The sequence below is a fragment of the Ruegeria arenilitoris genome (assembly GCF_013030265.1).
GTDB lineage: Bacteria > Pseudomonadota > Alphaproteobacteria > Rhodobacterales > Rhodobacteraceae > Ruegeria > Ruegeria arenilitoris_E.
Map to the genome: position 1 here is coordinate 211591 of NZ_WPZQ01000003.1, position 25408 is coordinate 236998.

Sequence of the window (25408 nt, forward strand, 5' to 3'; positions counted from 1 at the left end):
AGGTCCGGGGACGTGCAAGGCGATTCTTCAAAAAAAATTCAAAAAGTCCCATCTCCGCGCGGAAGCCTTATTTCAAAGGTGGTTCCGTCAGACCCGGTATCCTTCAACACCAGTTCCCCGCCATGACCGCGCACCAATTCCTGCGAAATTGCCAGACCAAGGCCAGATCCGCCTTTGCGAACACCACCCTGAAAAGGGGTAAAGAGATTCTCGCGCGCCTTTGGTGGCAAGCCGGGGCCTGTGTCCTGAATTTCGACGCACCAGTTCGCATCATTTTCACCGCCTGCAATTGTGATACGTCCAGGTTTTCCCGACGCCACCAAAGCCTGGCGCGCGTTGCGCACGAGATTGAGGATGACGCGAAAAATCTGTTCCGGATCAGCGCGGGCGACCAGATCCTCGGGCACTTCGTTGACGATTTCGACGCAGGCGTCAGCTACTGCCAACTGCTCGCTGGCCGCGACATCGCTCGCAATGTCGCGCAGGTTCACCATAGTCAGTGTTGGCGCTGGCTCCTCGGCGCGACCAAAGGCGAGCGTGCTTTCGCATAACGAGACCGCACGCGTGATCGAATTCACCAGTTTAGGTGCCATGCGCCGGACCAGAGGATCGTCGCTCGCCTCGATCCGGTCAGTGAACAGCTGTGCTGATGTCAGAATGTTGCGCAAGTCATGGCTGACCTTGGCAACGGCCCCTCCAAGCTGCGCAAGGCGTTCCCGCTGCTTGAGCGCCTGTGTCAAATCGGTCTGCAGCATCTGAAGCGCCTCTTCCGCCTCGCGCAGCTCCGTTACCTTGGAGTTTGGCGAGATGATGCCGCGCGCGTCCTCGGGGGCACTGGCGTAACGCTGCATGTATCCCACAACGCCCTTGATGGGGCGCACGAGCACCACGCGTACGGCCAGAAACAGAAAAAAAGCGGTGATGATCGAAATGACAAACGACAGGCCAAGAATACGCAGGCCATAGTCTGTCATCGCCATGCGCAGCGGTGCGCTGTCCATCGTGACTTCGATCAGCAGACCAGCACCTTTGACCGGCTCGCCGATCACCCGAATGACTTCATCATCCACAGTGAAGAACCGGATCATTGCATCCCGGATCAATATCCACGGACCTGCATCGCGCAGATCATAGGTCTTGGTGATTTGCTCGGGGATAGGTGATGACAGCATCAGCTGACGCACTTCGTCCCGGCGCAACACAACGTTGTAGACCCCTGCATTTGCCAGCAACTCGGCTTCAAGATCCTCGGCCAGCATATCATCGGCCAACAGGGCAAGGGACGCGATCTGGGCACGCTCCAGCCGGTTCAGCAGGAAATCCTCACGAAAACGGGCGATCGAAGGAACAAAGATCAGCACTTCGGCCAACATAACGAAGACCGTCGTCAGGATCAGGAAACGGCCCGACAGCGAGTTCAAATGGCGCTCCTTTCCCGGTCAGGGGATCCAGCGCTGGACGAACCTGACCACTCGTTTAACCGTCTGATTCTCAAACAGCCTTGGCGAGAAATAGGCTCCCGCCACACGTTTGTTAAGCTCTCCGATCGTCGGATATGGCGATACCATCGCAGCGATCTGGCCCATCTTAAGGTTATTGGCCAATGCCAGCGACCACAAGTTGATCAGTTCCCCAGCCTGTTGCCCCACGATTGTGACGCCGACGGGACGGCCTTTTACGACCATGGCCTTTATGAAACCTTTGGTTTTTCGTTCTGCCACAGAACGGTCATTGTGGTGATAGTCAAAGCGAGCAATTTCCAGCTTGTCGCCGTGCTGCTCACGCGCCTGCGCTTCGGTCAGACCAACCTGGGCCAACTCAGGGTCGGTATATGTGGCCCACGGGATATGCGAGGTTTTGGCCTTGGATGGAAAACCAAACAACGCCGAGCGGATGATAACCCCTGCCTGATAACCCGCAACATGGGTGAACTGCATTCCACCCGCCACATCGCCAATCGCATAGACCCTGCGATTCGATGTGCGCAATGAGGTATCCGTTTTGATGCCTGTCCGCGTCCGGTCAATCCCAGCCGCTTCGAGGTTCAGGCGTTCGATGTTTGCCTTTCGACCCGCTGCTATCAGCAAATGAGATCCCGCGTAGATATCACCATTTTCAGTGACAACTTCGACCGCTCCGGCATTGCCACGAATTTGCGCAACCATTGCCTGTTCGCGAATTTCAGCCCCTTCAGCGCGCAGAGAATCGATCACGATTGCTGCCGCTTCCGGGTCATCCTTGCCCAGCGCAGTCATACCTTCGATCACAGTTACCTTACATCCGAGCCGGATATGCGCCTGCGCCATCTCCATCCCGATCGGGCCCGCACCTATGATCAGCAGATGCTCAGGCTTGTCCCGCAGATCAAAGATCGTCTCGTTTGTGAAATGCGGCACCTGATCCAGTCCCGGGATCGGAGGCACCAACGGTGAAGACCCGGTCGCAACAACTACGCGCCGCGCGGTGATCACGTTGTTTCCCGCCTGTACCTGCGTCGGCGATATGAAAGTGCCGTATTCCCGGATCACTCGCACGCCGAACCCTTCAAACCGTTCCTGGCTGTCCATCGGTTCAATCTGTGCAATCACGTCCCGCACATGTTCCATAGCAGCGGCATAGTTCACCTGAGGGGTAGCATCAGCGACGCCAAAGGCCGAAGAATGCGCCTGCGCATATGCCGCCTTGCCGCTGGCAATCAAAGCCTTGGAAGGGACGCAGCCGAAATTCAGGCAGTCGCCACCCATTTTGTGCCCTTCCAGAAGGATGACATCAGCCCCCATCTGACTTGCACCTGCGGCAACGGACAAACCACCGGACCCGGCCCCGATCACGAGGATGTCGGTTTTCAGCTCTTGCATCTGTCAGACGTCCTTTCGGCCACGCAGGGATTTGATGATAATGGGCAGCGCCGCGAGAACACATAGGCCAAGGATCGGCCCGATCACAAACGGTTCCCACAGCAGCGATACATCGGGGGTTTCGCCGCGATCAAATACACCACCCAAGCCAACGCCTATCCATGTGTAGACAATGCCTCCGGGGATTATGCCCAGCGCGGTGGTCAGCAGAAAGTTGCGGAACTTCACGCCAACCAATGCCGGAACCAGATTGGCCACAAAGAAAGGCACCACTGGAACAAGGCGCAACAGGAACAGCACTGAAATCTCGTTCTCGCGCAAACCATCCTTAAGCCTTTTGATCGTCCCTTCAGATGATTCCAGTCGCCGGGTCAGCGACTCTCCCAGGCCCCAGCGCGCTGCCAGAAAGATCGCCGAAGCTCCGATCGTCGCCGCGACAACGTTGAAAACCGTCCCGGCGAACAACCCGAACAGAAATCCTCCGGTCATCGAGGCGATGGCCGCGCCAGGCAGCGAAAATGCAACAATCACGATGTAGATCGCAATGAATGCTGCCGCCATGGCCCAGTAGTTCGCATCGCGCCATGCCAGCAGCGCCTCACGATTGTCGCGCAAAGTCTCAAAAGTCAGGTAGTCGCCAAGCGTAAAGAATCCTGCTGCAGCAACGCCAAGGATCACAAGCAATGGTATATGTCGCGCCAGCCCGCCCCGCGGCGCCGGTGTTGTGTCACTCATCTGACTTTCCGGTTTCTTATGAATCATCCTGCCCACAACATGCGCTGCCGGGGCAGTCAGCAACAGGGACCTCACGTGGCCTTGATGTTTGTGGCTGTGAATGTGAGTGTTTTCCGTATCAAATCCGGATTTTGAAACCTTTTGTCAGCCTCGACTAGAGAATTGTTGCAAAAGCAGCGAAAACCCGGCTCTTGGGGTTTGACTTACCCCCCGCTTAGCAGTAGAGGACGGGCTTCGAACACTACGGGCAGGCGAATCCGCGCCGCACCCGACCGATATAGATTGGAGACGGAGCGATGAAACGCACCTATCAGCCTTCGAACCTGGTTCGCAAACGCCGCCACGGTTTCCGCGCGCGCATGGCCACCAAGGCCGGCCGCAAGATCCTGAACGCACGCCGCGCACGCGGCCGCAAGTCGCTGAGCGCATAAGCCGCCCACCGACAAGGTTCTGATGAACATGACGCCGCCGGAGGCCCCTGAGGATGGTAAGAACCACTCCCGGGAAACGCCCCCGGCGGCGTCCGTTTGCGCGCCTGAAACTCTGACTGTGCTAAAAAACCGGTCAGACTTTCTGAAAGCGGCCCGCGCACGCAGACAAGGCACCGCCTCGATGATGGTGCAAGGCCGCAAACGTGCGCCTGATGAGGCCACGGGCATTCGTGTTGGTTTCACCTGCTCCAAAAAGGTTGGAAATGCCGTAGCGCGCAATCGCGCCAAGCGCCGGCTGCGTGAAATTGCACGCGCTGTGATACCCGACCATGGCCGCGATGGGTGGGATTATGTTCTGATCGGTCGGGCCAATGAAACGGCCAATCGCCCCTTCGAGGCCATGATCGAGGATTTGCGTCAGGCGCTCACGCGTTTGCACGCCCGCAAGTAGCGTTACGTGCAGTCCCAGGTGCAATAAGCCTTGGCAAAATCACGCGCCAGCAAGTCCTTATGCGCGATCATGAGGTTCAGCTCTCCGGCATCCCCCATACAGACATGTTTGTCGAAACCCAGATGTAGAATGACACGATCGAGGTCATGCAGTTCCGGATCATGACGAACATCCTCCTGCGTGAAGCTGGGATGCCCGCCCACCCAATGTTCGGATGGCAGATCGGCAAGTTGTTCCATTCGCTCTTCCCAACCCTCCAGCATCTCTGCGGCGGTATCATCCGCCGGATTTCTGTCGACCAATTCCCACTCACGATCTGAATACGGCCAGATATAGGAGTTCGCGGGTGCGCTGGTCACTTCACTTCTGAGTGCTACGCCGCGTTGTCGTGCCTGTTCGGTCCGAAACATTCCACGTTTGGCCATAGCCAGCCGCTCAGGGACTTGCTGAACGACACCCTGTGAAGGTTCCGGAAACCACCTGACTCTAAAACCCTCATGTGGATCCAGCCATTTCAGTTGTCCGTCTTCCCCCACCTGCAGAAATACCTGCAATATCCCCTTATCGGGAAACTCGTTCAGGCCATCGAATTCTGCAAAATTGAGTTGCGCCGCAAGCAACATGGGATTCCCATCTTCATCTGATGGCCATTGCGTTTCTTCCGGAGACCAGAGCGGTCCGCCAATGCGTGACGCCGTCATGGATGGATCGCCATCGACCGGGTGCAACCCAGCCATTGGCAGGCGCGCTGCTTCCAGACTGTCCAGAAACGTGTTCAGCTCTTTTGTTGTAACTGGCGGTTTGGCATCTCGTTCAGCTTTGGCAGCATTGCGATTTCGCCATTCGAGGTACAGATAGGCAGTGACCGCTATAGCCACGACAATCCAAAGATACATGACACTACCCCTTTTTCAATCAATGGTAGAAAGTCGGACTTCACACCACCCGTCTACAAATCTGGTCAATTTGACAGGTTTTCCCTAACTCTTGCTGCAATTAGGTTACAGGCATGACACCTCTTGCCTTCATCGCCGCTCTCCCGGTCCGCGCCTATCGCTTGCTGTTCAGCCCCTGGGTTGGCTTCAATTGCCGATACCAACCGACCTGCTCGGCCTATGCTCTGGAGGCTCTTGAGAAGCATGGGGCCGTAAAGGGAAGCTTACTAGCTGCGCGGCGCATCAGCCGATGCCATCCTTGGGGCGGAGATGGATACGATCCGGTTCCCGATGCGACAGACACCCCGGATGAAAAGTCCTGAGGCCATGTGACGAGCCGTCAGGCTTGACCCGTTCTGCCGCGCGCTCGACACTTGGGACATCAGATCCCGAGGCCCCTATGATATCTGCAGCGCGACATACCCTGCCCACACACGAAGTTCACAACCAACCCCCTGTTCGGGGCGATTGTGATCTCTGGACTTCAGATCCGGTGCTGCAAAACGTGATCGCCCTCGCAGGCGGGCGTACAGAACCGCTGGCCTCGTATGGTAATATTCTGGGGCGCAGGGAAACGCGGGACGCAGGTATGGACGCGAACCGCCATCCGCCTGAGATCAGGCTGTTTGATCAGGGTGGCAGGCGTCTGGACGAAGTCCGTTTCCACCCCGCCTATCACCAAATGATGCAGATCAGTCAATCCGCCGGGTATGCATCAATTGCATGGGACGGGCAGCCGGGTGGTCATGCAACCCATGCTGCCATGATGTACTTGGCAAGCCAGGTTGAGCCGGGGCATTGCTGCCCCATGACTATGACCTATGCGTCAATTCCCGCGCTTGCCGCGAACGAAGCGATCGCTTCGGTCTGGCGCCCCAAGCTCACAGCTCGCAGCTATGATCCATCCACCAAACCCATCGGTGAAAAGGACAGTGCCACACTCGGCATGGCCATGACCGAAAAACAGGGCGGCTCGGATGTGCGTGCGAATACGACAATAGCCACACGCGACGGGGATCATTGGCGGCTGCGCGGGCACAAATGGTTCTGTTCCGCGCCGATGTCGGATGGGTTTCTGACACTGGCACAAGCCCCGGGCGGGTTGACCTGTTTCCTGCTTCCCCGCTGGCTCGAGGGCGAGCGAAACGCCATTCACCTCATGCGCTTAAAGGATAAGCTGGGGAACAAATCCAATGCCTCGTCCGAGGTCGAGTTCAATGATGCGCTGGCTTATCAGCTGGGTGATGAAGGCGCAGGTGTTCGCACGATCATCGAAATGGTCCATCACACCCGCCTGGACACTGCGATGGCCCCTGCCGGTCTGATGCGCGCCGCATTGGCCGAAGCACATCACTGGGTTGCACATCGCAGCACCTTTCAACGCCGCCTGATCGACCAGCCCCTTATGCGTTCCGTTCTGGCCGACCTCGTGCTGGACTGGGAAGGCGCGCTGACGCTGGGCATGCGGGTGGCGCAAGCCTTTGACGGTACAACCCCCGAAGACCGCGCATTCGCCCGCATCGCCGTTGCATTAGCAAAATTCCTTGCCAACAAGCGTTGCCCTGTCGTTACGGTCGAGGCGATGGAGGTGTTGGGGGGCATGGGATACGTCGAAGACACCACCATGCCCCTGATCTACCGAGAGGCACCGTTGAACGGCATCTGGGAAGGTTCGGGCAACGTCATCTGCCTCGATATCCTGCGGAGCCTTGCTCGTGATCCTCTGGCAGCGGAGGTGCTGCAAGCTGAACTGAGTGCCGCCGTCGGAACGGATCGGGGATACGATGCAGCATTGAAAGAGCATCGGGATCGCTGGCCAACCCTGCCTGCCGAAGCCGAAGCCCGCTGGTTTGCTGAACGGACAGCGCTTTTGCTGACAGCATCACTGTTGCTACGTCATGCGCCGGGTGCGGTGGCGGACGGCTACATAGCAACACGCATTCTTGGAAACAGCGGGCACATTCCCGGATCGGTCTCAGGACTGGACACCGAAGCCCTTATCCAGCGTCTCTCAACTCAATAAGCTAAGGCGCATCTGACCACATACTTGCCCGGTCGCCACATCTGATATAGGGGCAGCCCATGTTTGATGAAGCAGACGATATCCACCCGCTATTCGCTGGCGCGCCCTCGACCACCGAGTTTAAGAAGCTGCGCAAACGCATAGTGCGCCAGACCCGTGAAGCGATCGAGCATTACGGGATGGTGAACGAGTCTGCCCATGCCAAGGACGCCAAACCGCCCAAATGGCTGGTTTGCCTGTCTGGCGGTAAGGACAGCTATACATTGCTTGCTGTGCTGTATGAGCTGAAATGGCGAGGCCTGCTGCCTGTGGATTTGCTCGCCTGCAATCTGGATCAGGGGCAGCCCGGCTTTCCCGCCACGGTATTGCCTGAGTTCCTGGAGCGAATGGGCGTTCCTCATCGGATCGAGTATCAAGACACATATTCAATTGTCATGGACAAGGTCCCTCAAGGGCGTACCTATTGCGCACTTTGTTCACGGCTGCGTCGCGGCAATCTCTATCGCATCGCGCGTGAAGAGGGGTGCTCTGCCGTCGTTCTGGGTCATCATCGCGACGATATTCTTGAGACGTTTTTCATGAACCTGTTCCATGGCGGGCGTCTTGCCACGATGCCACCCAAGCTTGTGAACGAAGAAGGCGACCTGTTCGTCTACCGCCCGCTGGCCCATGTGGCCGAGGTCGATTGCGAGAAATTCGCCAATGCGATGAGTTATCCCATCATCCCCTGCGATCTGTGTGGCAGTCAGGACGGACTGCAGCGGCAACAGGTCAAACAGATTCTCGATCAGTGGGAAAAAAACTCACCCGGTCGACGTCAGGTCATGTTCCGGGCTCTGACAAATGCCCGCCCATCCCACCTTCTGGATCCAAAACTGTTCGATTTTAACAATCTTTCTTTGAATCCATCCGACGAAGTTAAAGATCGGGACGAAATTCCTCAGCTGCGTTAACGTCTGACTCAGACTGGTTTCCTACGGTTGGCTTGTGCGTTTCATGCCCAAGCGGAAGGCCGTAAGAACCGATGCGGACAAAATCCATTTTCGAAAAACTGCGCGATCAGTTTGCGGCCATCATCTCTGGCCCACAGGTTCTGGCGTTTCTGCCAGCATTATGTCTGGGCGCATTCTGGCTTGGTGGCGAACGTGCGTTGCTTGCGGTCGCACTGGGCGTGCCTCTTCTGTTCGCCGTGATTGGGAATTTCATTACCTGGCCGTTGCACTTCAAAAGCAGCGCTGGACGTTCCAGGGGTATGATCGAAAATGATCTGTTCCGCGAGACATTGGATGAATTCTCAAAAGCCGCAGGGACAGCCGGCAGTAACTCGGCCTGTATAATCGTGGCGCTTGATGACTACGCAGAAATTCATGACCCGCACGGGCAGGCGACCGCTGAGTACATTTTCAGCCAGTTCAGCGCACGGCTTCTGTCAATGATCCGCAGCGAAGACATCGCAACGCAGATCGAGCAGAACAAGTTCCTTATCGGTCTGACCCCTTCCGGGCATCTTGATCTTGAGGCCTGCATACAGATGTCCGGCCGAATTCAGGGTGCTGTTGAAGAACCCGTCAGCCTGAATGAGGCGAGTATATATATCTCGTGTTCAATCGGTTTCTGCATGCTGTCGAACATACCTGAAACAAATGCCGAAGGTTGGATCGAAGCAACACGGGCAGCTCTGAGCGAGGCTCAAAAAAATGGACCATCCACAATTCGGGCCTACACCGCCGAGACGCATCGCAGATCAGTTGTGCAGACAAATCTGCGCAAGGAAATTGATAATGCACTGGACAATGGTCAGATCTGCCCATGGTTTCAGCCGCAAATTTCGACTGATACCGGACAAATTACCGGCTTTGAGGCGTTGGCCCGATGGGAACATCCCGTAAAGGGCGTTTTGTCACCACATGTATTCCTCCCTTTTGCGGAACAGGCAAAATTGATGGAACGATTTGGGCAGGTCATTCGTCATCACGCCTTCAGTGCCATGCAGGCGTGGGATCGCGCTGCGGCCATCGTGCCGAGGATCGGAATAAACTTTTCATCTGATGAACTAAGGAATCCGGCCCTGCTGGATCGTTTGAAATGGGAGCTGGATCAATTCGACCTGACCCCGGATCGTCTGGCCATCGAAATATTGGAAACTGTTTTTTCCAGACGCCCGGACGACGTGATAACCCGGAATATCACAGGGCTTGCAAAACTGGGCTGTTGTATTGATCTGGATGATTTCGGCACCGGTCATGCGTCTATTGCGTCCATTAAGCGTTTTGAAGTCACTCGAATCAAGATTGACCGATCCTTTGTGACCAAATCTGATCAGGACCCTAGTCAACAACAGATGGTAAGCGCCATTTTGACCATGGCCGAAAGGTTGAATGTGGAAACGTTAGCAGAAGGCGTCGAGACGCCGGGCGAGCACGCGTTGATGGCACAATTGGGCAGCAATCACGTTCAGGGTTTCGGAATTGCCAAGCCGATGCCATTCGAAAAGACGCTGGACTGGATCACCGCACATCGCAGCAAGATGAAGGGTACACCGAAGATCGGGCGCAAAACCGGCTGAAAATCACGAAATCCCGTGATCAACCGCAGTGTCATCGGCAAATCAGGGGCGATTCCGCTTGACCTTTGGGGCTGCACTCTGTTGAACCCTCCGGTGTCTTTCACTGCTCAAGGTGGCTGTCCCCGATGGACGATCAGAACAAGAATCTCATCCTTGCAACCGCGCTCAGCTTTCTCGTGATCCTTGTTTGGTTCGTGCTGTTCCCTCCGCCGGAACAGACACCGACCACGGACCAGACGACTATCAGCGCCACTGACGGTAACGAGGTTCAGACACCCAGTGCATCCGGCACCAGCACCGTTGGTGAAGCGACAGCCGCAACAGACGAGGTGCAGCCTGAAGCCGAAGCCCCTCGTGTTACGATCGACACGCCCCGCCTGACCGGCAGCCTGTCACTATCCGGTGGCCGGATCGATGAGCTGTCCTTGAAAGACTACAAAGTTTCGCTTGCAGCGGATTCCCCTATTGTCGAGCTGCTTTCGCCTGTTGGCACTGAATCCGCCTACTACGCTCTCTACGGCTGGGCACCCGGCGCGGGTCTGGCCGGCGCGGATGTCCCCGGCCCCAACACGCTGTGGACACTGGATCAGGGCGAAACGCTGGGTGTAGATAGCCCGGTTACACTGGCCTGGAATAACGGTAAGGGTCTGATCTTCCGCCGCACGATCTCGGTTGACGAAGACTATATGTTCACAGTGACGCAGTCGGTCGAAAACACCACCGACGGCGAAGTCGGCATGGCGCCCTATGGAATCCTCGCCCGCCACGGCATCGGTGAAGATGGCGATCTGCCGGGTTTGAAAAACTTCTTCATCCTGCATGAGGGTGTGATCGGCATGGCCGATGGCACCTTGGCCGAAGTTGACTATGGCGATGTTCGTGATTTCGACATCGATCCGAATGAACGAGCGCAGGCCGAGGTATATCAGGTCAAAGAAGACGGTTGGATCGGCTTCACCGATCACTACTGGATGACCACACTGATCCCGGAACCCGGTTCGGCATTCAAAGCAGCGGCAAAATACGACGCACGCCGCAAGATCTATCAGACCGAAACGGTTCTGCCGACGCTGACTGTTGCACCCGGCGAGACGGCTGAGGTGACCACACGCCTGTTTGCCGGCGCCAAAGAATGGGAAGCCATCCGAGAGTATCAGTCCCAAGGCGTTCAGAAATTCATCGACAGCATCGACTGGGGCTGGTTCTTCTTCCTGACCAAGCCGATTTTCTGGCTGCTGCACAACATCAATGCTCTGATCGGCAACATGGGCTGGTCCATCATCGGCCTGACGCTGATCATCAAGGCGATCCTGTTCCCGCTGGCCTTCAAATCCTACGTCTCAATGGCGAAGATGAAGGAACTTCAGCCGCAGATGGAGGCCCTGAAAGAGGCTGCTGGCGACGACCGCCAGAAGATGCAGCAGGGCATGATGGAACTGTACAAGAAGGAAAAGGTGAACCCGGCCGCAGGCTGTTTGCCGATCCTGATGCAGATTCCGATCTTCTTCTCGCTCTACAAGGTGATCTTCGTCACGATCGAACTGCGTCAGGCCCCCTGGTTCGGTCCGTTCCGCGACCTCAGCGCACCTGACCCAACCTCGATCATGAACTTCTTCGGCTGGCTGCCTTGGGCAGGACCTCAGCCGGACACGTTCCTGGCCCTGATCTTCATCGGGATTCTGCCCCTGCTTTTGGGTATCTCGATGTGGCTACAGCAGAAACTGAACCCGGCGCCAACCGACCCGACACAGGCGATGATCTTTGCCTGGATGCCATGGGTGTTCATGTTCATGCTGGGCAGCTTTGCAAGTGGTCTGGTGGTTTACTGGATTGCGAACAACACGATCACGTTCACCCAGCAGTACCTGATCATGCGCAGTCAGGGCTACAAGCCGGACGTATTCGGCAATATCAAGTCCGGCTTCAAACGGACGCCAAAGACGGATGACAAATGACCGGAGCTATCACCAGTATCTGGCGGCATCCGATCAAGAGCCACGGCCGTGAAAGTCTTGATGATGTAACCTTGATCCCCGGGCAGACCATGCCCGGGGATCGTGTTTGGGCTGTTGCACACGAAGCCTCGAAAGCCGATAGCTCGGAATGGGTGCCTTGCGCCAACTTCAGTCGCGGGGCCAAGGCACCGCAGCTCATGGCAATCTCAGCGCGGCTGGAAGGCGACACCGTCACGCTCAGCCATCCTAAACAACCTGATCTCAGCTTCGATCCCGAAACGCAGCAGGATATGTTCCTGAGCTGGGTCAAACCGTTGATGCCAGCAGATCGGGCGGCATCAGCACGCATCATCCGTGCCCCCGGCCGCGGCATGACCGATAGCGACTTTCCTTCGATCAGCCTGTGCAACATGGCTTCGCATCGCGCCGTCGAACAAAAGCTGGGCCAAAACCTTTCGATAAACCGTTGGCGCGGAAACATCTGGTTCGACGGTCTACCCCTGTGGGAGGAGTTCGATTGGCGGGGCCGCGATATCCGGATCGGTGAGACCCTACTGCGGGTGCGAGAGCGGATCACGCGCTGCCTTGCGACCACTGCCAACCCCGAAACCGGCGAGCGTGACGCAGATACGCTTGGCGCGCTCAGCGCGTGGGATCATCAGGATTTTGGCGTCTATGCCGAAGTGATCGAAGGTGGCAAGATCGAGATTGGCAACAAGGTCGAAGTGATATGAGCGCGTTACCATTCCCATTGGCCGAAGATCCGGATGCGATTGCTCTGGAAAGCGGACGCAAACTGTTCGCTGGTGAGTCTGAATTCGTCAAAGGCGTTGTAGCCATGGACGGATTGCCCTCGCCCGACCGGTTGGAGGTCTGCTTTGCTGGCCGCTCGAACGTGGGCAAATCCAGTCTGATCAATGCGCTGACCGGCACAAAAGGTCTGGCTCGCGCCTCGAACACACCGGGCCGCACGCAGGAAATCAACTTTTTCACGCAGGGCCCCGATCTCTATCTGGTCGATTTGCCCGGATATGGCTACGCCAACGCTCCGGTCAAAGTTGTCGAGAAATGGCAGAGGTTGCTGAAAAAGTACCTCAGCGGACGTCAAACCTTGCGCCGTGCCTTTGTTCTGATCGACTCGCGCCATGGGGTGAAGCCCGTTGATGATGAGATCATGAAGCTTCTGGATACCAGCGCCGTGACCTTTCAATGCGTCATGACCAAGGCTGATAAAGTCAAAGCCAAGGATCGCGAGAAGGTACTGGAACAGGTGCGCAAGGCCCTGTCCAAACACCCTGCCGCCTTCCCTGAGATTGTACTGACCTCGTCTGAAAAAGGGGACGGAATTCCGACCCTGCGATCCATCATCGCTCATCTGGAATGATTGCGTTTGCCCGCATCCTCGGCGTTCTGACGCTGCTTGCACTGGCAATCACCGGTGCCATCCCGCAGGGCTGGATGCCCGCGCGAGGTCACGATGGCAAAATTCTTCTGGTGCTCTGCACTGGTGAGGGAACGGTCGAGCAATGGGTCGATCTTGATCCAAGCGACCCGATCCATGACGAAACGGATGAGCGTGTCATGTGCCCCTTTGCGGGTCTGACCGCTGATGCCACTGTGCCGGAGCACAAGGTCATCCTTCCTTTTGAGATGCCGATTCAACCCCGCTGGTCGCACGAAGACTTTACGCATCGAAGCGCGGGTTTCTTTGCCCGATATGATGCGAGGGCACCACCCCTACACTCCTGATTTCGCGAAACAAACAGGTAAGTCCGCGCGTCAGCTGCGCGGACCACTTTCTCGAATTTGGAGATTATTATGGCAATGGACAGCCAAAACAGGGCCGCCGATGCGGCCCCGCGCGATGCTGCGCAAAAATTCTACTTCGCCGCCTGGCGGTGGCACTTTTATGCAGGGATATTTGTGATCCCGTTCCTGATCATACTGGCCGTGACGGGGTTGATGATGATGTTCATCACTCAGTTCGACGGTCGAGATGGGGAAAAGATTGCGGTCGAAATTCAAGGGGACCCGTTACCGGTTTCTCGGCAGGCAGAGCTAGCCCTGGCCGAAGTTCCGGGACAGGTTGTGGAATGGATCGGCCCCAAAGCCACTGATCTGGCTACAGTCTTTCGCATCAAAACAGACGCGGGTCAGCTTATGGTCGCCCTAGACCCGTATAGCGGTGATGTGATCGAAACATGGGACCGTCGCGCTGGCTGGTATGACTTCGCCGATAACATCCACTCGACCCTGATGATTGGCGATACGGGTGACCGAATTCTCGAGATCGCAGCCGGACTCAGTCTGGTTCTTGTTTTCACGGGCCTCTATCTCTGGTGGCCGCGCGGGAATTCCATGTCGGTCTTCGTCCCCAACCTGCGTGCTCGTGGGCGGGCGCTCTGGAAATCGCTGCATGCTGTTGTTGGATTCTGGATGTCAGGGCTTCTGGTCGTCTTTCTGATCTCAGGCCTGTCGTGGGCCGGCGTGTGGGGTGGCATGATCGTGCAGCCGTGGAGCAGTTTTCCAGCCGAGAAATGGGACAACGTGCCCCTGTCGGATGACATCCATGCCAGCATGAACCACGGCCACCAGAATGATGTGCCCTGGGCTCTGGAGCAGACGCCAATGCCTGCCTCAGGGTCTGACGCCGGTATCGATGGAATTGCTCAGGGCGTGCCAATCGATATTGATGCGCTGGTACAGCTGGGCACCTCACTTGGAATGCAGGGCCGGTTCCGCGTTGCCTATCCCGGCGGGGAAAACGGGGTCTGGACCCTGAACCGCGACAGCATGAGCAGTGACTCCACGGATCCGATCAACGACCGAACCGTGCATGTTGATCAATACACTGGCAAGATTCTGGCTGATGTCAGATATCAGGATTACTCCGTGATGGGTAAAAGCATGGCCATTGGCATCCCGCTGCATATGGGCCTGATAGGTGTCTGGAACTTTGTTCTGAATCTGGTGTTCTGCTTATCCGTGATTTTTGTCTGCATATCTGGTGTCGTTATGTGGATCAAACGTCGTCCCAAGGGGGAGGCGCGTCTGGCACCGCCCCCCTTGCCAGCGGAAATGCCGATTTGGAAGGGAGCCGTGCTCATCGGCCTGTTCACCGCGATGGCGTTCCCTCTGGTGGGGCTGACGCTGCTTGGCGTTCTGGCGCTTGATCTGCTGATCATCAGCAACATTCCTGCGATGAAGCGCGCGCTGAGCTAACCGGTTGGGGCTGCACCTCCCGGTGCGGCCCCGCTGCGTGGCACGTTTGCGTCCCTTATGGCGTGCCGCGCGGCAAATCAGGTGTTTCGGGTCATCTGGACTTGGCAGCCCTCTCCAAAGCCCCTAACAGGGTTGATCAGAGGGACGACAGCGATGAAGACAAGAGACATGGACCGGGACTGGATCGCCACTGCGGCCACTTTGAACAGTGCGCTGCCTTATCTGCAACGTTACGACGGTGCTATCGTCGTCATCAAACTGGGCGGTCACGCCATGGGCAGTGACGAAGCGATGGAAAGCTTTGCCCGAGACGTCGTTCTGATGCGACAGGTCGGCGTGAACCCGGTGATCGTTCACGGCGGCGGCCCCATGATCAATTCGATGCTGGATCGGCTGGACATTCAGTCCGACTTCGTCAACGGCAAACGCGTCACTGATCAGGCTACGGTCGAAGTGGTCGAGATGGTGCTGTCAGGTGTCGTCAACAAGCGTATTGTTCAGGCGATCAACGCACAGGGTGGCATGGCTGTTGGGCTTTCCGGAAAGGACGCGCATCTGATGATGTGCGAGCAAACAGACGCCTCGCTGGGATACGTGGGGACACCTGCGAAGATGGACCCGAAGATCCTGCATGACCTGTTCTCGCATGACGTTATCCCGGTGATTGCCCCCTTGGGCGCCGGCGCTGACGGGGAGACCTTCAACGTAAACGGTGATACGGCAGCCGGTGCGATTGCCTCGGCTCTGAAAGCGGACCGCCTGTTGCTGTTGACCGATGTTTCCGGCGTCAAAAACGCGGCCGGAGATGTCGTGACCGAACTGAAGGCCGGGCAGATCCGCGAAATGACCCGCGAGGGCACCATTGCAGGTGGTATGATCCCAAAGACCGAGACCGCGCTGGACGCCCTGCACAGCGGTGTGCGTGCCGTTGTCATCCTAGACGGCCGTGCACCAAACGCCGTCCTGCTGGAACTGTTCACCGAGCACGGCGCTGGGTCTCTGATCCGACCAGACTAACACCTAAGTGATCCCAGTGGCCTTGCGTCGGGCACTAACATGCCTGAATGTGAATGTATGGACAATGAAACCATCATTCGACTGGGTGTGTTTGTGGTGCTGTTTGCGATCTTTGCCGGTGCCGAAGCGCTTGCACCACGTCGGCCACGCAACTGCCACAGATCGCGGCGCTGGCTGACCAACCTATCCATCACTGTTTTGAACACGGTGATGCTCCGGGCGCTGGCGATTGGCTTCCCGCTTCTGGCTGTTGGGGCCGCAATTGATGCCAGCCAGAATGGGATGGGTCTGTTCAACAACCTCAACTGGCCCGGTTGGTTTGAGGTCATTCTCTGTGTCCTGATCCTAGACTTCGCGATCTGGCTGCAGCATCTGATAACGCACAAGGTTCCAATCCTCTGGCGGCTGCACCGTGTACACCATGCGGACAGAGATATGGATGTCACAACAGCCATCCGGTTTCACCCAATTGAAATCGCGCTGTCCATGATCCTGAAAATCGGCCTGATCTACGTTCTCGGCCCAAGTGCACTGGCCGTGGTCCTGTTTGAAATTTTGTTGAACGGGACTGCCCTTTTCAATCATTCGAACCTGAAACTCCCTCTTGCTGTGGACGCCGTGTTGCGTAGGGTTCTTGTGACACCCGATATGCATCGGGTGCACCATTCGGTTCTGAGGTCAGAGCACGACAGCAATTATGGCTTTGCGCTGTCAGACTGGGACCGGCTGATGGGAACCTATGTGGCGCAGCCCGGATGTGGGCATGAACAGATGAATGTGGGGCTGGAATGGCAGGACGATCGACCGACCCGACTGGGATGGAGCCTGTCTCTTCCGTTTCAGCGCAGGTGACCTATCAGGAGGTTGAAAGAGCGGCGCAGGAGGTCGGCCTCATCGTGATGGGCACCCAACATCCCCGAGAAAGCGGTGCAAAACAGCTGGATGCGGGCACATTGATCCTGTTGGGTACAGCGGCCGAATTCTGGCCACTTTTCATCGCCTCGCCTGAATGGACTGATGGCCGTTCAGATCCGGTAGATCGTTGGTCGTCGCGTGTGATTGGCAAACTGGCATCCGACATGGGCGCCACACCCTACTTCCCCTTTGGGGGACCGCCCTATACCCCGTTCATCGACTGGGCGTTGAAATCCGCACGCACGTACCAAAGCCCGGTTGGCGCACTGGTGCATGACACGGTCGGTATGCTGATCTCATACCGTGGAGCGCTGCACTTCCCGATGGAGTTTGACTTGCCGCCAGTTCCCGGCAGCTCACCCTGTACTGATTGTCCAGCCCCCTGCACGACGGCCTGCCCCGTCAGCGCGCTGAATGCTGACAGCTTCTATGACGTCGAAGCCTGCCATGGCTACCTTGACACTCAAGCCGGACAAACCTGCATGACAAGTGGCTGCATGGCGCGATTGGCCTGTCCCGTCAGCGAAGGTGCAGGTCGGCAGCCCGATCAAACAGCACATCACATGAAAGCCTTTCATCCTTCATGACATATACCCTGATCCTGACACGCCACGCCAAATCAAGCTGGAATCACCCCGGCCTGACCGACCACGACCGACCCCTGAACAAACGTGGCCGAAAGTCCGCTACAGCGATTGGTGACTGGCTAAAGCGACATAGTTATTTACCGGATGAAGTCCTCTGCTCCAGCTCAACCCGTACCCGCGAAACCTGGGATGGCATGGGGCTGGACGCGTCGAATATCAGATTTACGCAGGATCTGTATCACGCAGGCCCGGCGCAAATGCTGAACGTGCTGGCAACAGCGCAAGGGGCCACAGTTTTGATGCTTGGGCACAATCCCGGGATCGCCGAATTCGCTGAGCGCGTCGTTAAAAAAGCGCCGGATCATCCAAGGTTCTTTGACTACCCCACCTGCGCGACCACCGTGATCCGTTTTAATTTTAAGGGTTGGGAAGACCTGCACTGGCACAGTGGAAAAGTGCAGGATTTCATAATTCCACGCGAATTGCTGGAATAGAAAAGGCGGGGAACACCCCGCCTTTTCATAAGCTTGCTGATCCGGGTTTGTCTTAGTGTCCCAGGATCTGGCTGAGGAACAGCTTGGTCCGTTCGCTCTGCGGATTGTTGAAGAACTCTTCCGGTTCGTTCTGTTCCACGATCTGACCCGCATCCATAAAGATCACGCGGTTCGCCACCTGACGGGCAAAACCCATCTCGTGCGTCACGCAGAGCATTGTCATGCCCTCTTCGGCCAGTTCGATCATGGTGTCGAGCACCTCTTTGATCATCTCCGGGTCCAGCGCCGATGTCGGTTCATCGAACAACATGATCCGCGGGCGCATGCACAGGCTTCGCGCAATCGCCACACGCTGCTGCTGACCACCCGACAACTGGCCAGGATACTTATTGGCCTGCTCGGGGATCTTCACCTTTTCAAGGAAGTGCATCGCCGTTTCCTCGGCCTCTTTCCGGGGTGTCTTGCGAACCCAGATCGGAGCCAGCGTGCAGTTCTCCAGAATGGTCAGGTGTGGGAACAGGTTGAAGTGCTGGAACACCATGCCAACCTCGGACCGGATCTTGTCGATGTTCTTGAGGTCATTCGACAACTCGGTCCCATCCACCACGATCTTGCCCTGCTGGTGTTCCTCCAGCGCGTTCAGGCAGCGGATCAGGGTGGACTTACCCGACCCTGATGGCCCCGCGATCACGATCCGCTCGCCCTGATTGACGGTCAGATTGATGTCGCGCAGCACATGGAAGGATCCGTACCACTTGTTCATGTTGTTGATTTCGATGGCGACCTCGTCGCTCACCTGCATCTTTGAGCGGTCAATTTCGCGTTCTACGGCAAGTTGAGACATTGGGCCCTCCTCAGCGATGGCCAGTGTGGAGCTTGCGCTCCAGATACATGGAATAGCGGGACATGGAGAAACAGAAGATGAAGAACAGCAGGCCAATAAAGCCGTAGATCTCCCATACAATACCGTTCCAATTCGCGTCCGCGCGGATTGCGGTGGCAAGGCCCAAAGGATCCAGAAGCCCGATGATCGAGACCAGAACGGTATCTTTGAAAACACCGATAAAGGTCGAGACGATGCCCGGGATCGAGATTTTAAGCGCCTGAGGCATGATGATCAGTCGCTGTGCCTGCCAGTAATTGAGGCCAAGCGAATCCGCGCCCTCGTACTGGCCACGTGGCAACGCGGCAAGACCACCCCGGATCACTTCAGCCATGTAGGCTGCCGAGAACAGGGTCACCATGATCAGAACCCGCAGGATGATGTCAAAGTTCGTGCCCGGCGGCAGAAACAGGTTCAGCAAGGTCGACGCCACGAACAGCAACGTGATCAGCGGAACGCCCCGGATGAACTCGATGAAGCCTACACTAAGGTATTTGACGATCATCAGGTCCGATTGACGACCCAAAGCCAGCACAATGCCCAGAGGCAGTGAGCAGGCAATGGCCACGACGCCGATGGTAATCGACAGCATGAAGCCACCGAACTTGCGGCTTTCGACAACCTCGATGCCAATCGCCGCAACAGAATCCATTGCACCGACAAAGTAGCTCGAGATAACCAACCACCAGACCAGCGAAGCAAGAACACCGAGGATGATGCCAAGCAAACCGCTCATCGTTTTGCTGATGAGTGTGTAAACTGCCCAGCCCACAACAAAGCCAAGCAATGCCGAGATCGGTCCCCAGATCGTTCCACCCCAAAGAAGCCAGGGGAAGATGAACGGGTACAGGCCTGAGAAAATCAGGAGCTTCGACGGTACCTTGTCAGCGAACAGCACAGGTGCCAATGCGACACCCAGCAGGACAAAGGCTGCAATCGGGCGCCAGTACAGTTCCGGTGGGTAGAACCCGAAGATCAGCTGAATCCAGCGCTCGTGGATCACACCCCAGCACGCGCCGGCATAGTGGCCTTCACGTCCCAGCGCATGCAGGATTTCACGACACTCCGACAACGATCCGGCATCCCACGTGGGAGAAATTATCCACGGGACCACAGCCTCCAAAATCTTGTAGACAAAGTAGATCGACAGCAGCGTCAGTATTGAGTTGATCCAACCCGAGAACAGGTTGTGGCGCATCCAGCCAATGATACCAACCTCTGAGGCTGGTGGCTCCTTCTCAGGGAGCATTTCGGTACGGACATATCCAATGTCAGACATCTTAACGCTCCTTCAGCTTCACGGATTCATTGTACCAGTTCATGACCGCTGAGATCGTCAGCGAGATGGACAGATACACAAGCATCAGCAACAGAACGCATTCCAGCTCGCGTCCGGTCTGGTTCATCGTGATGCCACCCAAAGTACCGGTGATATCCATGTAGCCCACGGCGATCGCCAGCGACGAGTTCTTGGTCAGGTTCAGATAGTTCGAGATCAGCGGCGGAATGATGACGCGCAGCGCTTGTGGCAGGATCACCAGATTCATGATCTTGTTCTGACGCAGACCCAGAGCGGCAGCAGCTTCAGACTGACCTTTTGAAATCGCCATGATACCGGCACGCACGATTTCTGCGATGAATGCCGCGGTATATAACGAAAGGGCAAGCCACAGCGCGATCAACGAGTTCCGCATATGGGTCCCGCCCTTGAAGTTGAACCCTTTCAGTTCGGGGTAACCAAGGTGAAAGCCCAGAGCATACATCAGAAGACCAATAGGCACGACGAAGACAGCAAGGCGCTGCCACCATGTGACAGGCCGGTCACCGGTCTGTTCCTGAATCCCGTCTGCGCGACGTTTGATCCACCGCGAGGTCCAGATAGCGCCCCCGAGTACGATCAGAAAGGCAACCAGGTCCAGGCTGACATCGAAACGCAGGCTGGAGGCACCAAACAGGTGAATATCGCCCAAACTGTTCGAAAACAAAACCTCGGGCACATAGACACCGCGGTTTGTCACCGCAACACTATCGGCAAGCATCATACTTGCTTCCGGGTTCTCTCCCCGGAATGCGCGCGGTGCGGGTAGAGATTCGATCAGGACCGCCATGATGAAAACGATCCAAAGAAGGACAGGCACGTTGCGGAACATCTCGACATAAACGGTCATCAACCGCGCGATGATCCAGTTGTGCGACAGACGCAGAACACCAATTACCACGCCCAAGATAGTGGCCGTGATACATCCCAGAACCGCAACAACCAACGTGTTGAGCAAGCCGACGAAAGCTGCCCTCAGGTGCGTGTCGCGTGAGGAATACTCCAACAGTCTCTGGTTGATGTCATAGCTGGCGGGTTCACCAAAGAAACCGAATTCAACCGGTTTTCCCAGTGCTGCCAGGTTGTTGATAGTGTTGGATACAATCCAGGCTGCCAGTAGCATGAAACCGATCAATGCGATGACCTGAATGGTCGCAGATCGATACCGCGTATCATAAAGGAGCATGGACAGCCGGAACTGCTCCTTCGGCGGGTCAGTGAGAGTCGTCATGACCTATGTATATCCCCGTGACATCCCGGTTATTTTTGTCGGCAGAGTTTCTCTCTGCTCAATCTATCCGGGCATGTTTTTCTATGATGCAAAAAGGGCGCAGGTTGCCCTGCGCCCTTTTCGCGGTTTTCTTAGCGGAACGGCGGCGAGTACAGCAGACCACCTTCGGTCCATTGTGCGTTCAGGCCACGTGCCAGACCGATCGGAGTTTCTTCACCGATGTTCTTGGCAAACACTTCACCGTAGTTGCCACCCGCTTTAACAGCGCGCTTGGCCCATTCGGCGTCCAGACCCAGCATCTCACCCAGAGTGCCTTCGCTGCCCAGCAGACGGTTCACTTCGGGGTTGTCGGTGCCAGCTGCCATCTCGTCGATGTTGGCCGAGGTGATGCCCAGCTCTTCAGCCGAGACCAGCGCGTTCAGAGTCCAGCGGACAACGTCACCCCACTCGTGATCGCCGTGACGGACCAGCGGGCCCAGAGGCTCTTTCGAGATGATTTCGGGCAGCAGGACGTGGTCACCGGGGTTTTCGAACGTGGCGCGAGTAGCAGCCAGGCCCGATGCGTCGGTGGTGTAAACGTCACATGCGCCAGCCAGATACTGCTGCTGTGCTTCGGCGTTGGTTTCGATCGGAACCGGCTCGTAGCTGATGTTATTCGAGCGGAAGAAGTCCGCCAGGTTCAGCTCGGTTGTGGTACCGGTCTGGATGCAGACGGTCGCACCGTCCAGCTCTTTCGCCGAGGACACGCCCAGCGACTTGGGAACCATGAAGCCCTGACCGTCGTAGTAGTTGACGCCAGTGAATTCAAACTTCAGGTCCACGTCGCGGCTGAAGGTCCAGGTGGTGTTACGGGCCAGCATGTCAACTTCGCCCGATGCCAGCGCGGTAAAGCGTGTCTTACCGGTGGTCGGAACGAACTCAACAGCGTTTGCGTCGCCCAGAACAGCTGCAGCTACGGCGCGGCAAACAGCCACGTCAAAACCTTGCCATTCGCCATTTGCGTCGGGCGCAGCAAAGCCGACCAGACCGGTGGTAACACCGCAGTTCAGCTTACCGCGCGCCTTGACGTCGTCTACGGTTCCCGCCGCAGCTGCGCCAGCGGCCAGACCGGCAATCGTAGCCGCGCCCAAGATTACGGATTTTTTCATTTTTACCTCTTCCTGATTTCCCATCCCCAGAGGGAACGGTTTTGTCCGACAATAGATGCCGGTAAGGTTACCCCAAAGGTGTCTCCCCTTTAGTGGGCATGAGTTTGGTCGCATTCATAAACAAACGTCAAGGGTTCGATCAGGGAATTCGATGAGTTGACCGGTCTTGAATGCGCCAGATTACTGAAAATCAAGAAAATAAGGCTCAAACCGATAGATCGTAGAACCGTTTGGCGTGCAAAAAGGCCTCTCGTTTGGTCTTCTCGACCTCCTGAGCCTCTTCATCCTCGCCCCATTGCTCGGTCTGCCAAATTTCGTCCAGCCTAGAAATGCGCCATATCTCGTCCGGATTGCGCCAATTCTGCGCTGCGGCGAAACCAAGAATCAGGGAACCGGACAGACTGACAAGGTCGTGAAAGGCGGCGAGTCGGTACTCATCCAGCTGATGGACCTGCTGCCGAAGGGTGTCCAATGCGGCCGACGATTGAGGCTGATGCAAAACACCCGATACCGGAACCAGACGGGCGTTCAAAACGTTCGCCGCCCAGTCCAGCGCGGGATCCCATGCCTCGGCTTGTCGCTGTTCCAACGCTTCGGGATGCGTGGCGCGATAGCACAGCAAATCCGTGTCGCCGTAGTCGGCGAGCATGTCGGCAACTTCAGCCCTTTGATGGCGCACCTTATCGATTGCGGCATTGGCGGACCGGGTGAATGGCATCGTGGTCGGATCGACCTCTTTCTCCTGCGCGTCCCATTCATCTGAGACCGCTTGCGCCATTGCGGCCGTAGGCAGGATCAGAGCCGCTTTTGCCGGAGTTTTCACACTGCGACCATCCAGCTCGACAGAATAGCCCCCGTCAGCCTCGACCACAGCGCTTGATGTCCAGAAGCGTTTTGGTTTCCATTCGCTCATGTTCTTAGTCCCATATCCCGGCCAAGGCCGCTGGTAGCTGATCAAAGGCATCGATCACACAGGATGCGTCACGCAGGGCAGATCGATGGTGATATCCCCAGGACACACCAACGCCCGCGACACTGGCTGCGCGTGCCATTTCCATGTCAAAACTTGTATCGCCGATCATGACCGCATCTGCAGCAGAAACACCTGTATCTGAAAGTGCAGTTTCAATCATTGAAGGATGCGGTTTCGACGGATGGTGATCCGCCACCTGCCTTGTGACGAAGTGGCTTTCCAGCCCATGCACCTCCAGCAAGGCATCAAGACCACGCTGTGATTTGCCTGTTGCAACACCCAGCAACACTTCCGGTACCGCGTGCAGGGTTTCGATGATGTCCCTGGCACCTGGAAACAGGGGTGAGCTTGCAGCACCCTGATCCAGACGATGCGCGTGATAGGCCTGCTTATAGCCTTCGACCAGGCGATCCTGCACCGCTGGTGCCTCGGTTGGGGCCAGCCGGGCAATTGCGACCGGCAGCGACAATCCAACAATCGAAAGGATCGCACTTCTGTCGGGTACGGGCAGCGAAAGGGCCTCGAAACTTGAAGTCATGGCCAGAACGATGCTGCCCTGGCTGTCGACCAGCGTTCCATCTACGTCGAACAGAACCAGACGCAATGGTGCGCTCATTGCAGTTCCTCGAACGGATCATCGGCCGCCAGATCTTCGGTCCAGCCGAACGTATCCCAACTGTCTTTCATGTGATCCGGCAGAGGTGCCTTGATTGTCACCTGCTTGCGGGTAACCGGGTGTTCAAAGGAAATCTGCCGTGCGTGCAGGTGCAGTTTCTTACTGATGATCCCACCAAGTTGCGCACCCCAGCCATCGCCGAGGTTTTCCTGACCCGAACCGCCGTATTTGCCGTCTCCGATAATCGGGTGACCAATCGCGGCCATGTGCGCGCGCAGCTGATGTGTACGGCCCGTGATCGGCTCCATCGCCACCCACGAGGCGCGGCCGGCAACCCGATACAGCGTGGCATAAAGCGTATGCGCGCGCTTGGCGCCCGGCGTGCTGTCCACTTCGTTCAGATGTACGGCGATCATCTTTTCGCCCTCGCCGTGTTTGCCGTGCCCCGGGGCCTTGACCAGCCCGGTCTTAATCTCGCCCAGATATGGCGTAGGCACACCGGCAACCAGCGCCCAATAGATTTTGCGCGTATTGCGATGACGGAAGGCCGCCGTCAACCCTTTGGCAGCCTCTCGTGTGCGTGCCAGCAGCAAGACGCCCGAAGTATCCTTGTCAAGCCGGTGCACAAGCCTCGGGTTTTCATCAAAGCCAAAGCGCAATGCTTCGGACAGGCTGTCTACATGGCGGTTCTGGCCACTGCCGCCCTGAACCGGCAATCCGCTGGGCTTGTTGAGGGCCAAAACATGATCGTCACGATAAATCACACAGGACTGGATCATCTCGGCGTCGCTGTCTGAGACACGATGCTTGACCTCGGCAGGTTTGTGATCGGCATCCGGCAGCGGTGGCACACGAACGGTTTGTCCGACTTCCAAACGGGTCGAGGCCTTCACCCGCCCGCCTTCAACACGCAATTCACCCTTGCGGCACATCTTTTCGATACGCCCTTGGCTGACATGCGGGAACAGGCGCCGCAACCAACGGTCCAGACGCTGGTCGCCATCACCTTCGGCTACCGTGATCATTTGTACGCCACTCATGCCAATGCCC

At 56.9% G+C, this 25408-nt stretch carries 26 protein-coding genes; 15 read left to right on the plus strand and 11 right to left on the minus strand.

All coding sequences use genetic code 11. The features are described 5' to 3' along the window. Positions 1-38: 38 nt before the first annotated feature. From GOX61_RS06250 to GOX61_RS06260, 3 genes are read right to left on the minus strand one after another with little or no spacing between them, the layout of a single operon-like run. Positions 39-1421 carry an ATP-binding protein gene (locus GOX61_RS06250; protein ID WP_254436777.1) on the minus strand — a complete coding sequence of 461 codons (1383 nt, stop codon included), beginning with the start codon at positions 1419-1421 and terminating at the stop codon, positions 39-41. Positions 1422-1439: 18 nt separating this feature from the next. Further along, positions 1440-2858: a dihydrolipoyl dehydrogenase family protein gene (locus GOX61_RS06255; protein ID WP_170332169.1), complete on the minus strand. Its 1419-nt coding sequence runs from the start codon at positions 2856-2858 to the stop codon at positions 1440-1442. Between the two features lie 3 nt (positions 2859-2861). Then, positions 2862-3593 carry a TVP38/TMEM64 family protein gene (locus GOX61_RS06260; protein ID WP_170332171.1) on the minus strand — a complete coding sequence of 244 codons (732 nt, stop codon included), beginning with the start codon at positions 3591-3593 and terminating at the stop codon, positions 2862-2864. A gap of 296 nt (positions 3594-3889) precedes the next feature. Here GOX61_RS06260 and rpmH point away from each other — a divergent pair, with 296 nt between their 5' ends. Together rpmH and rnpA are read left to right on the plus strand one after the other, a co-directional pair. After that, the gene (gene rpmH / locus GOX61_RS06265; RefSeq protein ID WP_005980833.1) at positions 3890-4024 is read left to right on the plus strand and encodes a 50S ribosomal protein L34; all 135 of its coding nucleotides are present in this window, start codon (positions 3890-3892) and stop codon (positions 4022-4024) included. Positions 4025-4052: 28 nt separating this feature from the next. Continuing rightward, positions 4053-4475 carry a ribonuclease P protein component gene (gene rnpA, locus GOX61_RS06270; RefSeq protein WP_170332173.1) on the plus strand — a complete coding sequence of 141 codons (423 nt, stop codon included), beginning with the start codon at positions 4053-4055 and terminating at the stop codon, positions 4473-4475. Positions 4476-4477: 2 nt separating this feature from the next. On the opposite strand, the gene GOX61_RS06275 is transcribed toward rnpA, so the two are convergent. Further along, positions 4478-5371, minus strand: coding sequence for a YwqG family protein (locus GOX61_RS06275; RefSeq protein ID WP_170332175.1), 894 nt, complete (start codon positions 5369-5371; stop codon positions 4478-4480). Between the two features lie 113 nt (positions 5372-5484). Between GOX61_RS06275 and yidD the strand changes: the two genes are divergently transcribed. The 13 genes from yidD (at position 5485) to GOX61_RS06340 (ending at position 18189) form a co-directional block, all read left to right on the plus strand. Beyond that, complete coding sequence (yidD, locus tag GOX61_RS06280; RefSeq protein WP_155150084.1) at positions 5485-5733, plus strand: membrane protein insertion efficiency factor YidD; 249 nt, start codon at positions 5485-5487, stop codon at positions 5731-5733. Positions 5734-5810: 77 nt separating this feature from the next. Further along, positions 5811-7433 (plus strand): acyl-CoA dehydrogenase family protein, encoded by a 1623-nt coding sequence (locus GOX61_RS06285; RefSeq protein ID WP_170332603.1) that lies wholly within the window; start codon positions 5811-5813, stop codon positions 7431-7433. Positions 7434-7492: 59 nt separating this feature from the next. Further along, complete coding sequence (gene ttcA, locus GOX61_RS06290) at positions 7493-8386, plus strand: tRNA 2-thiocytidine(32) synthetase TtcA (RefSeq protein WP_170332177.1); 894 nt, start codon at positions 7493-7495, stop codon at positions 8384-8386. 71 nt (positions 8387-8457) lie between these two features. Further along, entirely contained in the window at positions 8458-9999 is a 1542-nt protein-coding gene (locus tag GOX61_RS06295; protein ID WP_170332179.1) for a putative bifunctional diguanylate cyclase/phosphodiesterase, read from the plus strand. A gap of 125 nt (positions 10000-10124) precedes the next feature. Continuing rightward, positions 10125-11954 (plus strand): membrane protein insertase YidC, encoded by a 1830-nt coding sequence (gene yidC, locus GOX61_RS06300; RefSeq protein WP_170332181.1) that lies wholly within the window; start codon positions 10125-10127, stop codon positions 11952-11954. Continuing rightward, complete coding sequence (locus GOX61_RS06305) at positions 11951-12688, plus strand: MOSC domain-containing protein (protein WP_170332183.1); 738 nt, start codon at positions 11951-11953, stop codon at positions 12686-12688. Before yidC ends, GOX61_RS06305 begins: the two co-directional genes overlap by 4 nt. After that, on the plus strand, positions 12685-13338 hold the full coding sequence (yihA, locus tag GOX61_RS06310) for a ribosome biogenesis GTP-binding protein YihA/YsxC (RefSeq protein WP_170332185.1): 654 nt from the start codon (positions 12685-12687) through the stop codon (positions 13336-13338). The genes GOX61_RS06305 and yihA overlap by 4 nt, the downstream gene beginning before the upstream one ends. Further along, on the plus strand, positions 13335-13703 hold the full coding sequence (locus tag GOX61_RS06315; RefSeq protein ID WP_170332187.1) for a DUF2946 domain-containing protein: 369 nt from the start codon (positions 13335-13337) through the stop codon (positions 13701-13703). The genes yihA and GOX61_RS06315 overlap by 4 nt, the downstream gene beginning before the upstream one ends. A gap of 69 nt (positions 13704-13772) precedes the next feature. After that, positions 13773-15176 (plus strand): PepSY-associated TM helix domain-containing protein, encoded by a 1404-nt coding sequence (locus tag GOX61_RS06320; protein WP_155150070.1) that lies wholly within the window; start codon positions 13773-13775, stop codon positions 15174-15176. Positions 15177-15329: 153 nt separating this feature from the next. Then, complete coding sequence (gene argB / locus GOX61_RS06325) at positions 15330-16193, plus strand: acetylglutamate kinase (RefSeq protein WP_170332188.1); 864 nt, start codon at positions 15330-15332, stop codon at positions 16191-16193. A 57-nt stretch (positions 16194-16250) separates the two neighbouring features. After that, the gene (locus GOX61_RS06330) at positions 16251-17045 is read left to right on the plus strand and encodes a sterol desaturase family protein (protein ID WP_170332190.1); all 795 of its coding nucleotides are present in this window, start codon (positions 16251-16253) and stop codon (positions 17043-17045) included. Further along, a complete protein-coding gene (locus tag GOX61_RS06335; RefSeq protein ID WP_254436778.1) occupies positions 16982-17695 on the plus strand; it encodes a ferredoxin in 714 nt (237 codons plus the stop codon). The genes GOX61_RS06330 and GOX61_RS06335 overlap by 64 nt, the downstream gene beginning before the upstream one ends. Beyond that, the gene (locus GOX61_RS06340; protein WP_170332194.1) at positions 17692-18189 is read left to right on the plus strand and encodes a SixA phosphatase family protein; all 498 of its coding nucleotides are present in this window, start codon (positions 17692-17694) and stop codon (positions 18187-18189) included. Before GOX61_RS06335 ends, GOX61_RS06340 begins: the two co-directional genes overlap by 4 nt. 52 nt (positions 18190-18241) lie before the next feature. Here GOX61_RS06340 and GOX61_RS06345 read toward each other — a convergent pair whose 3' ends face one another. From GOX61_RS06345 to GOX61_RS06375, 7 genes are all read right to left on the minus strand, one after another. Beyond that, positions 18242-19033 carry an amino acid ABC transporter ATP-binding protein gene (locus GOX61_RS06345; protein WP_155150062.1) on the minus strand — a complete coding sequence of 264 codons (792 nt, stop codon included), beginning with the start codon at positions 19031-19033 and terminating at the stop codon, positions 18242-18244. A 10-nt stretch (positions 19034-19043) separates the two neighbouring features. Continuing rightward, the gene (locus GOX61_RS06350; RefSeq protein WP_170332196.1) at positions 19044-20351 is read right to left on the minus strand and encodes an amino acid ABC transporter permease; all 1308 of its coding nucleotides are present in this window, start codon (positions 20349-20351) and stop codon (positions 19044-19046) included. 1 nt (position 20352) lies between these two features. Then, positions 20353-21621: an amino acid ABC transporter permease gene (locus GOX61_RS06355; protein ID WP_155150058.1), complete on the minus strand. Its 1269-nt coding sequence runs from the start codon at positions 21619-21621 to the stop codon at positions 20353-20355. A gap of 131 nt (positions 21622-21752) precedes the next feature. Beyond that, complete coding sequence (locus tag GOX61_RS06360; RefSeq protein ID WP_155150056.1) at positions 21753-22769, minus strand: amino acid ABC transporter substrate-binding protein; 1017 nt, start codon at positions 22767-22769, stop codon at positions 21753-21755. 205 nt (positions 22770-22974) lie between these two features. After that, positions 22975-23682 (minus strand): ATP12 family chaperone protein, encoded by a 708-nt coding sequence (locus GOX61_RS06365; RefSeq protein ID WP_170332198.1) that lies wholly within the window; start codon positions 23680-23682, stop codon positions 22975-22977. A 4-nt stretch (positions 23683-23686) separates the two neighbouring features. Further along, a complete protein-coding gene (locus GOX61_RS06370) occupies positions 23687-24358 on the minus strand; it encodes an HAD-IA family hydrolase (RefSeq protein WP_170332200.1) in 672 nt (223 codons plus the stop codon). Then, on the minus strand, positions 24355-25398 hold the full coding sequence (locus GOX61_RS06375; RefSeq protein WP_170332202.1) for an RluA family pseudouridine synthase: 1044 nt from the start codon (positions 25396-25398) through the stop codon (positions 24355-24357). The genes GOX61_RS06370 and GOX61_RS06375 overlap by 4 nt, the downstream gene beginning before the upstream one ends. Between the last annotated feature and the right edge of the window lie 10 nt (positions 25399-25408).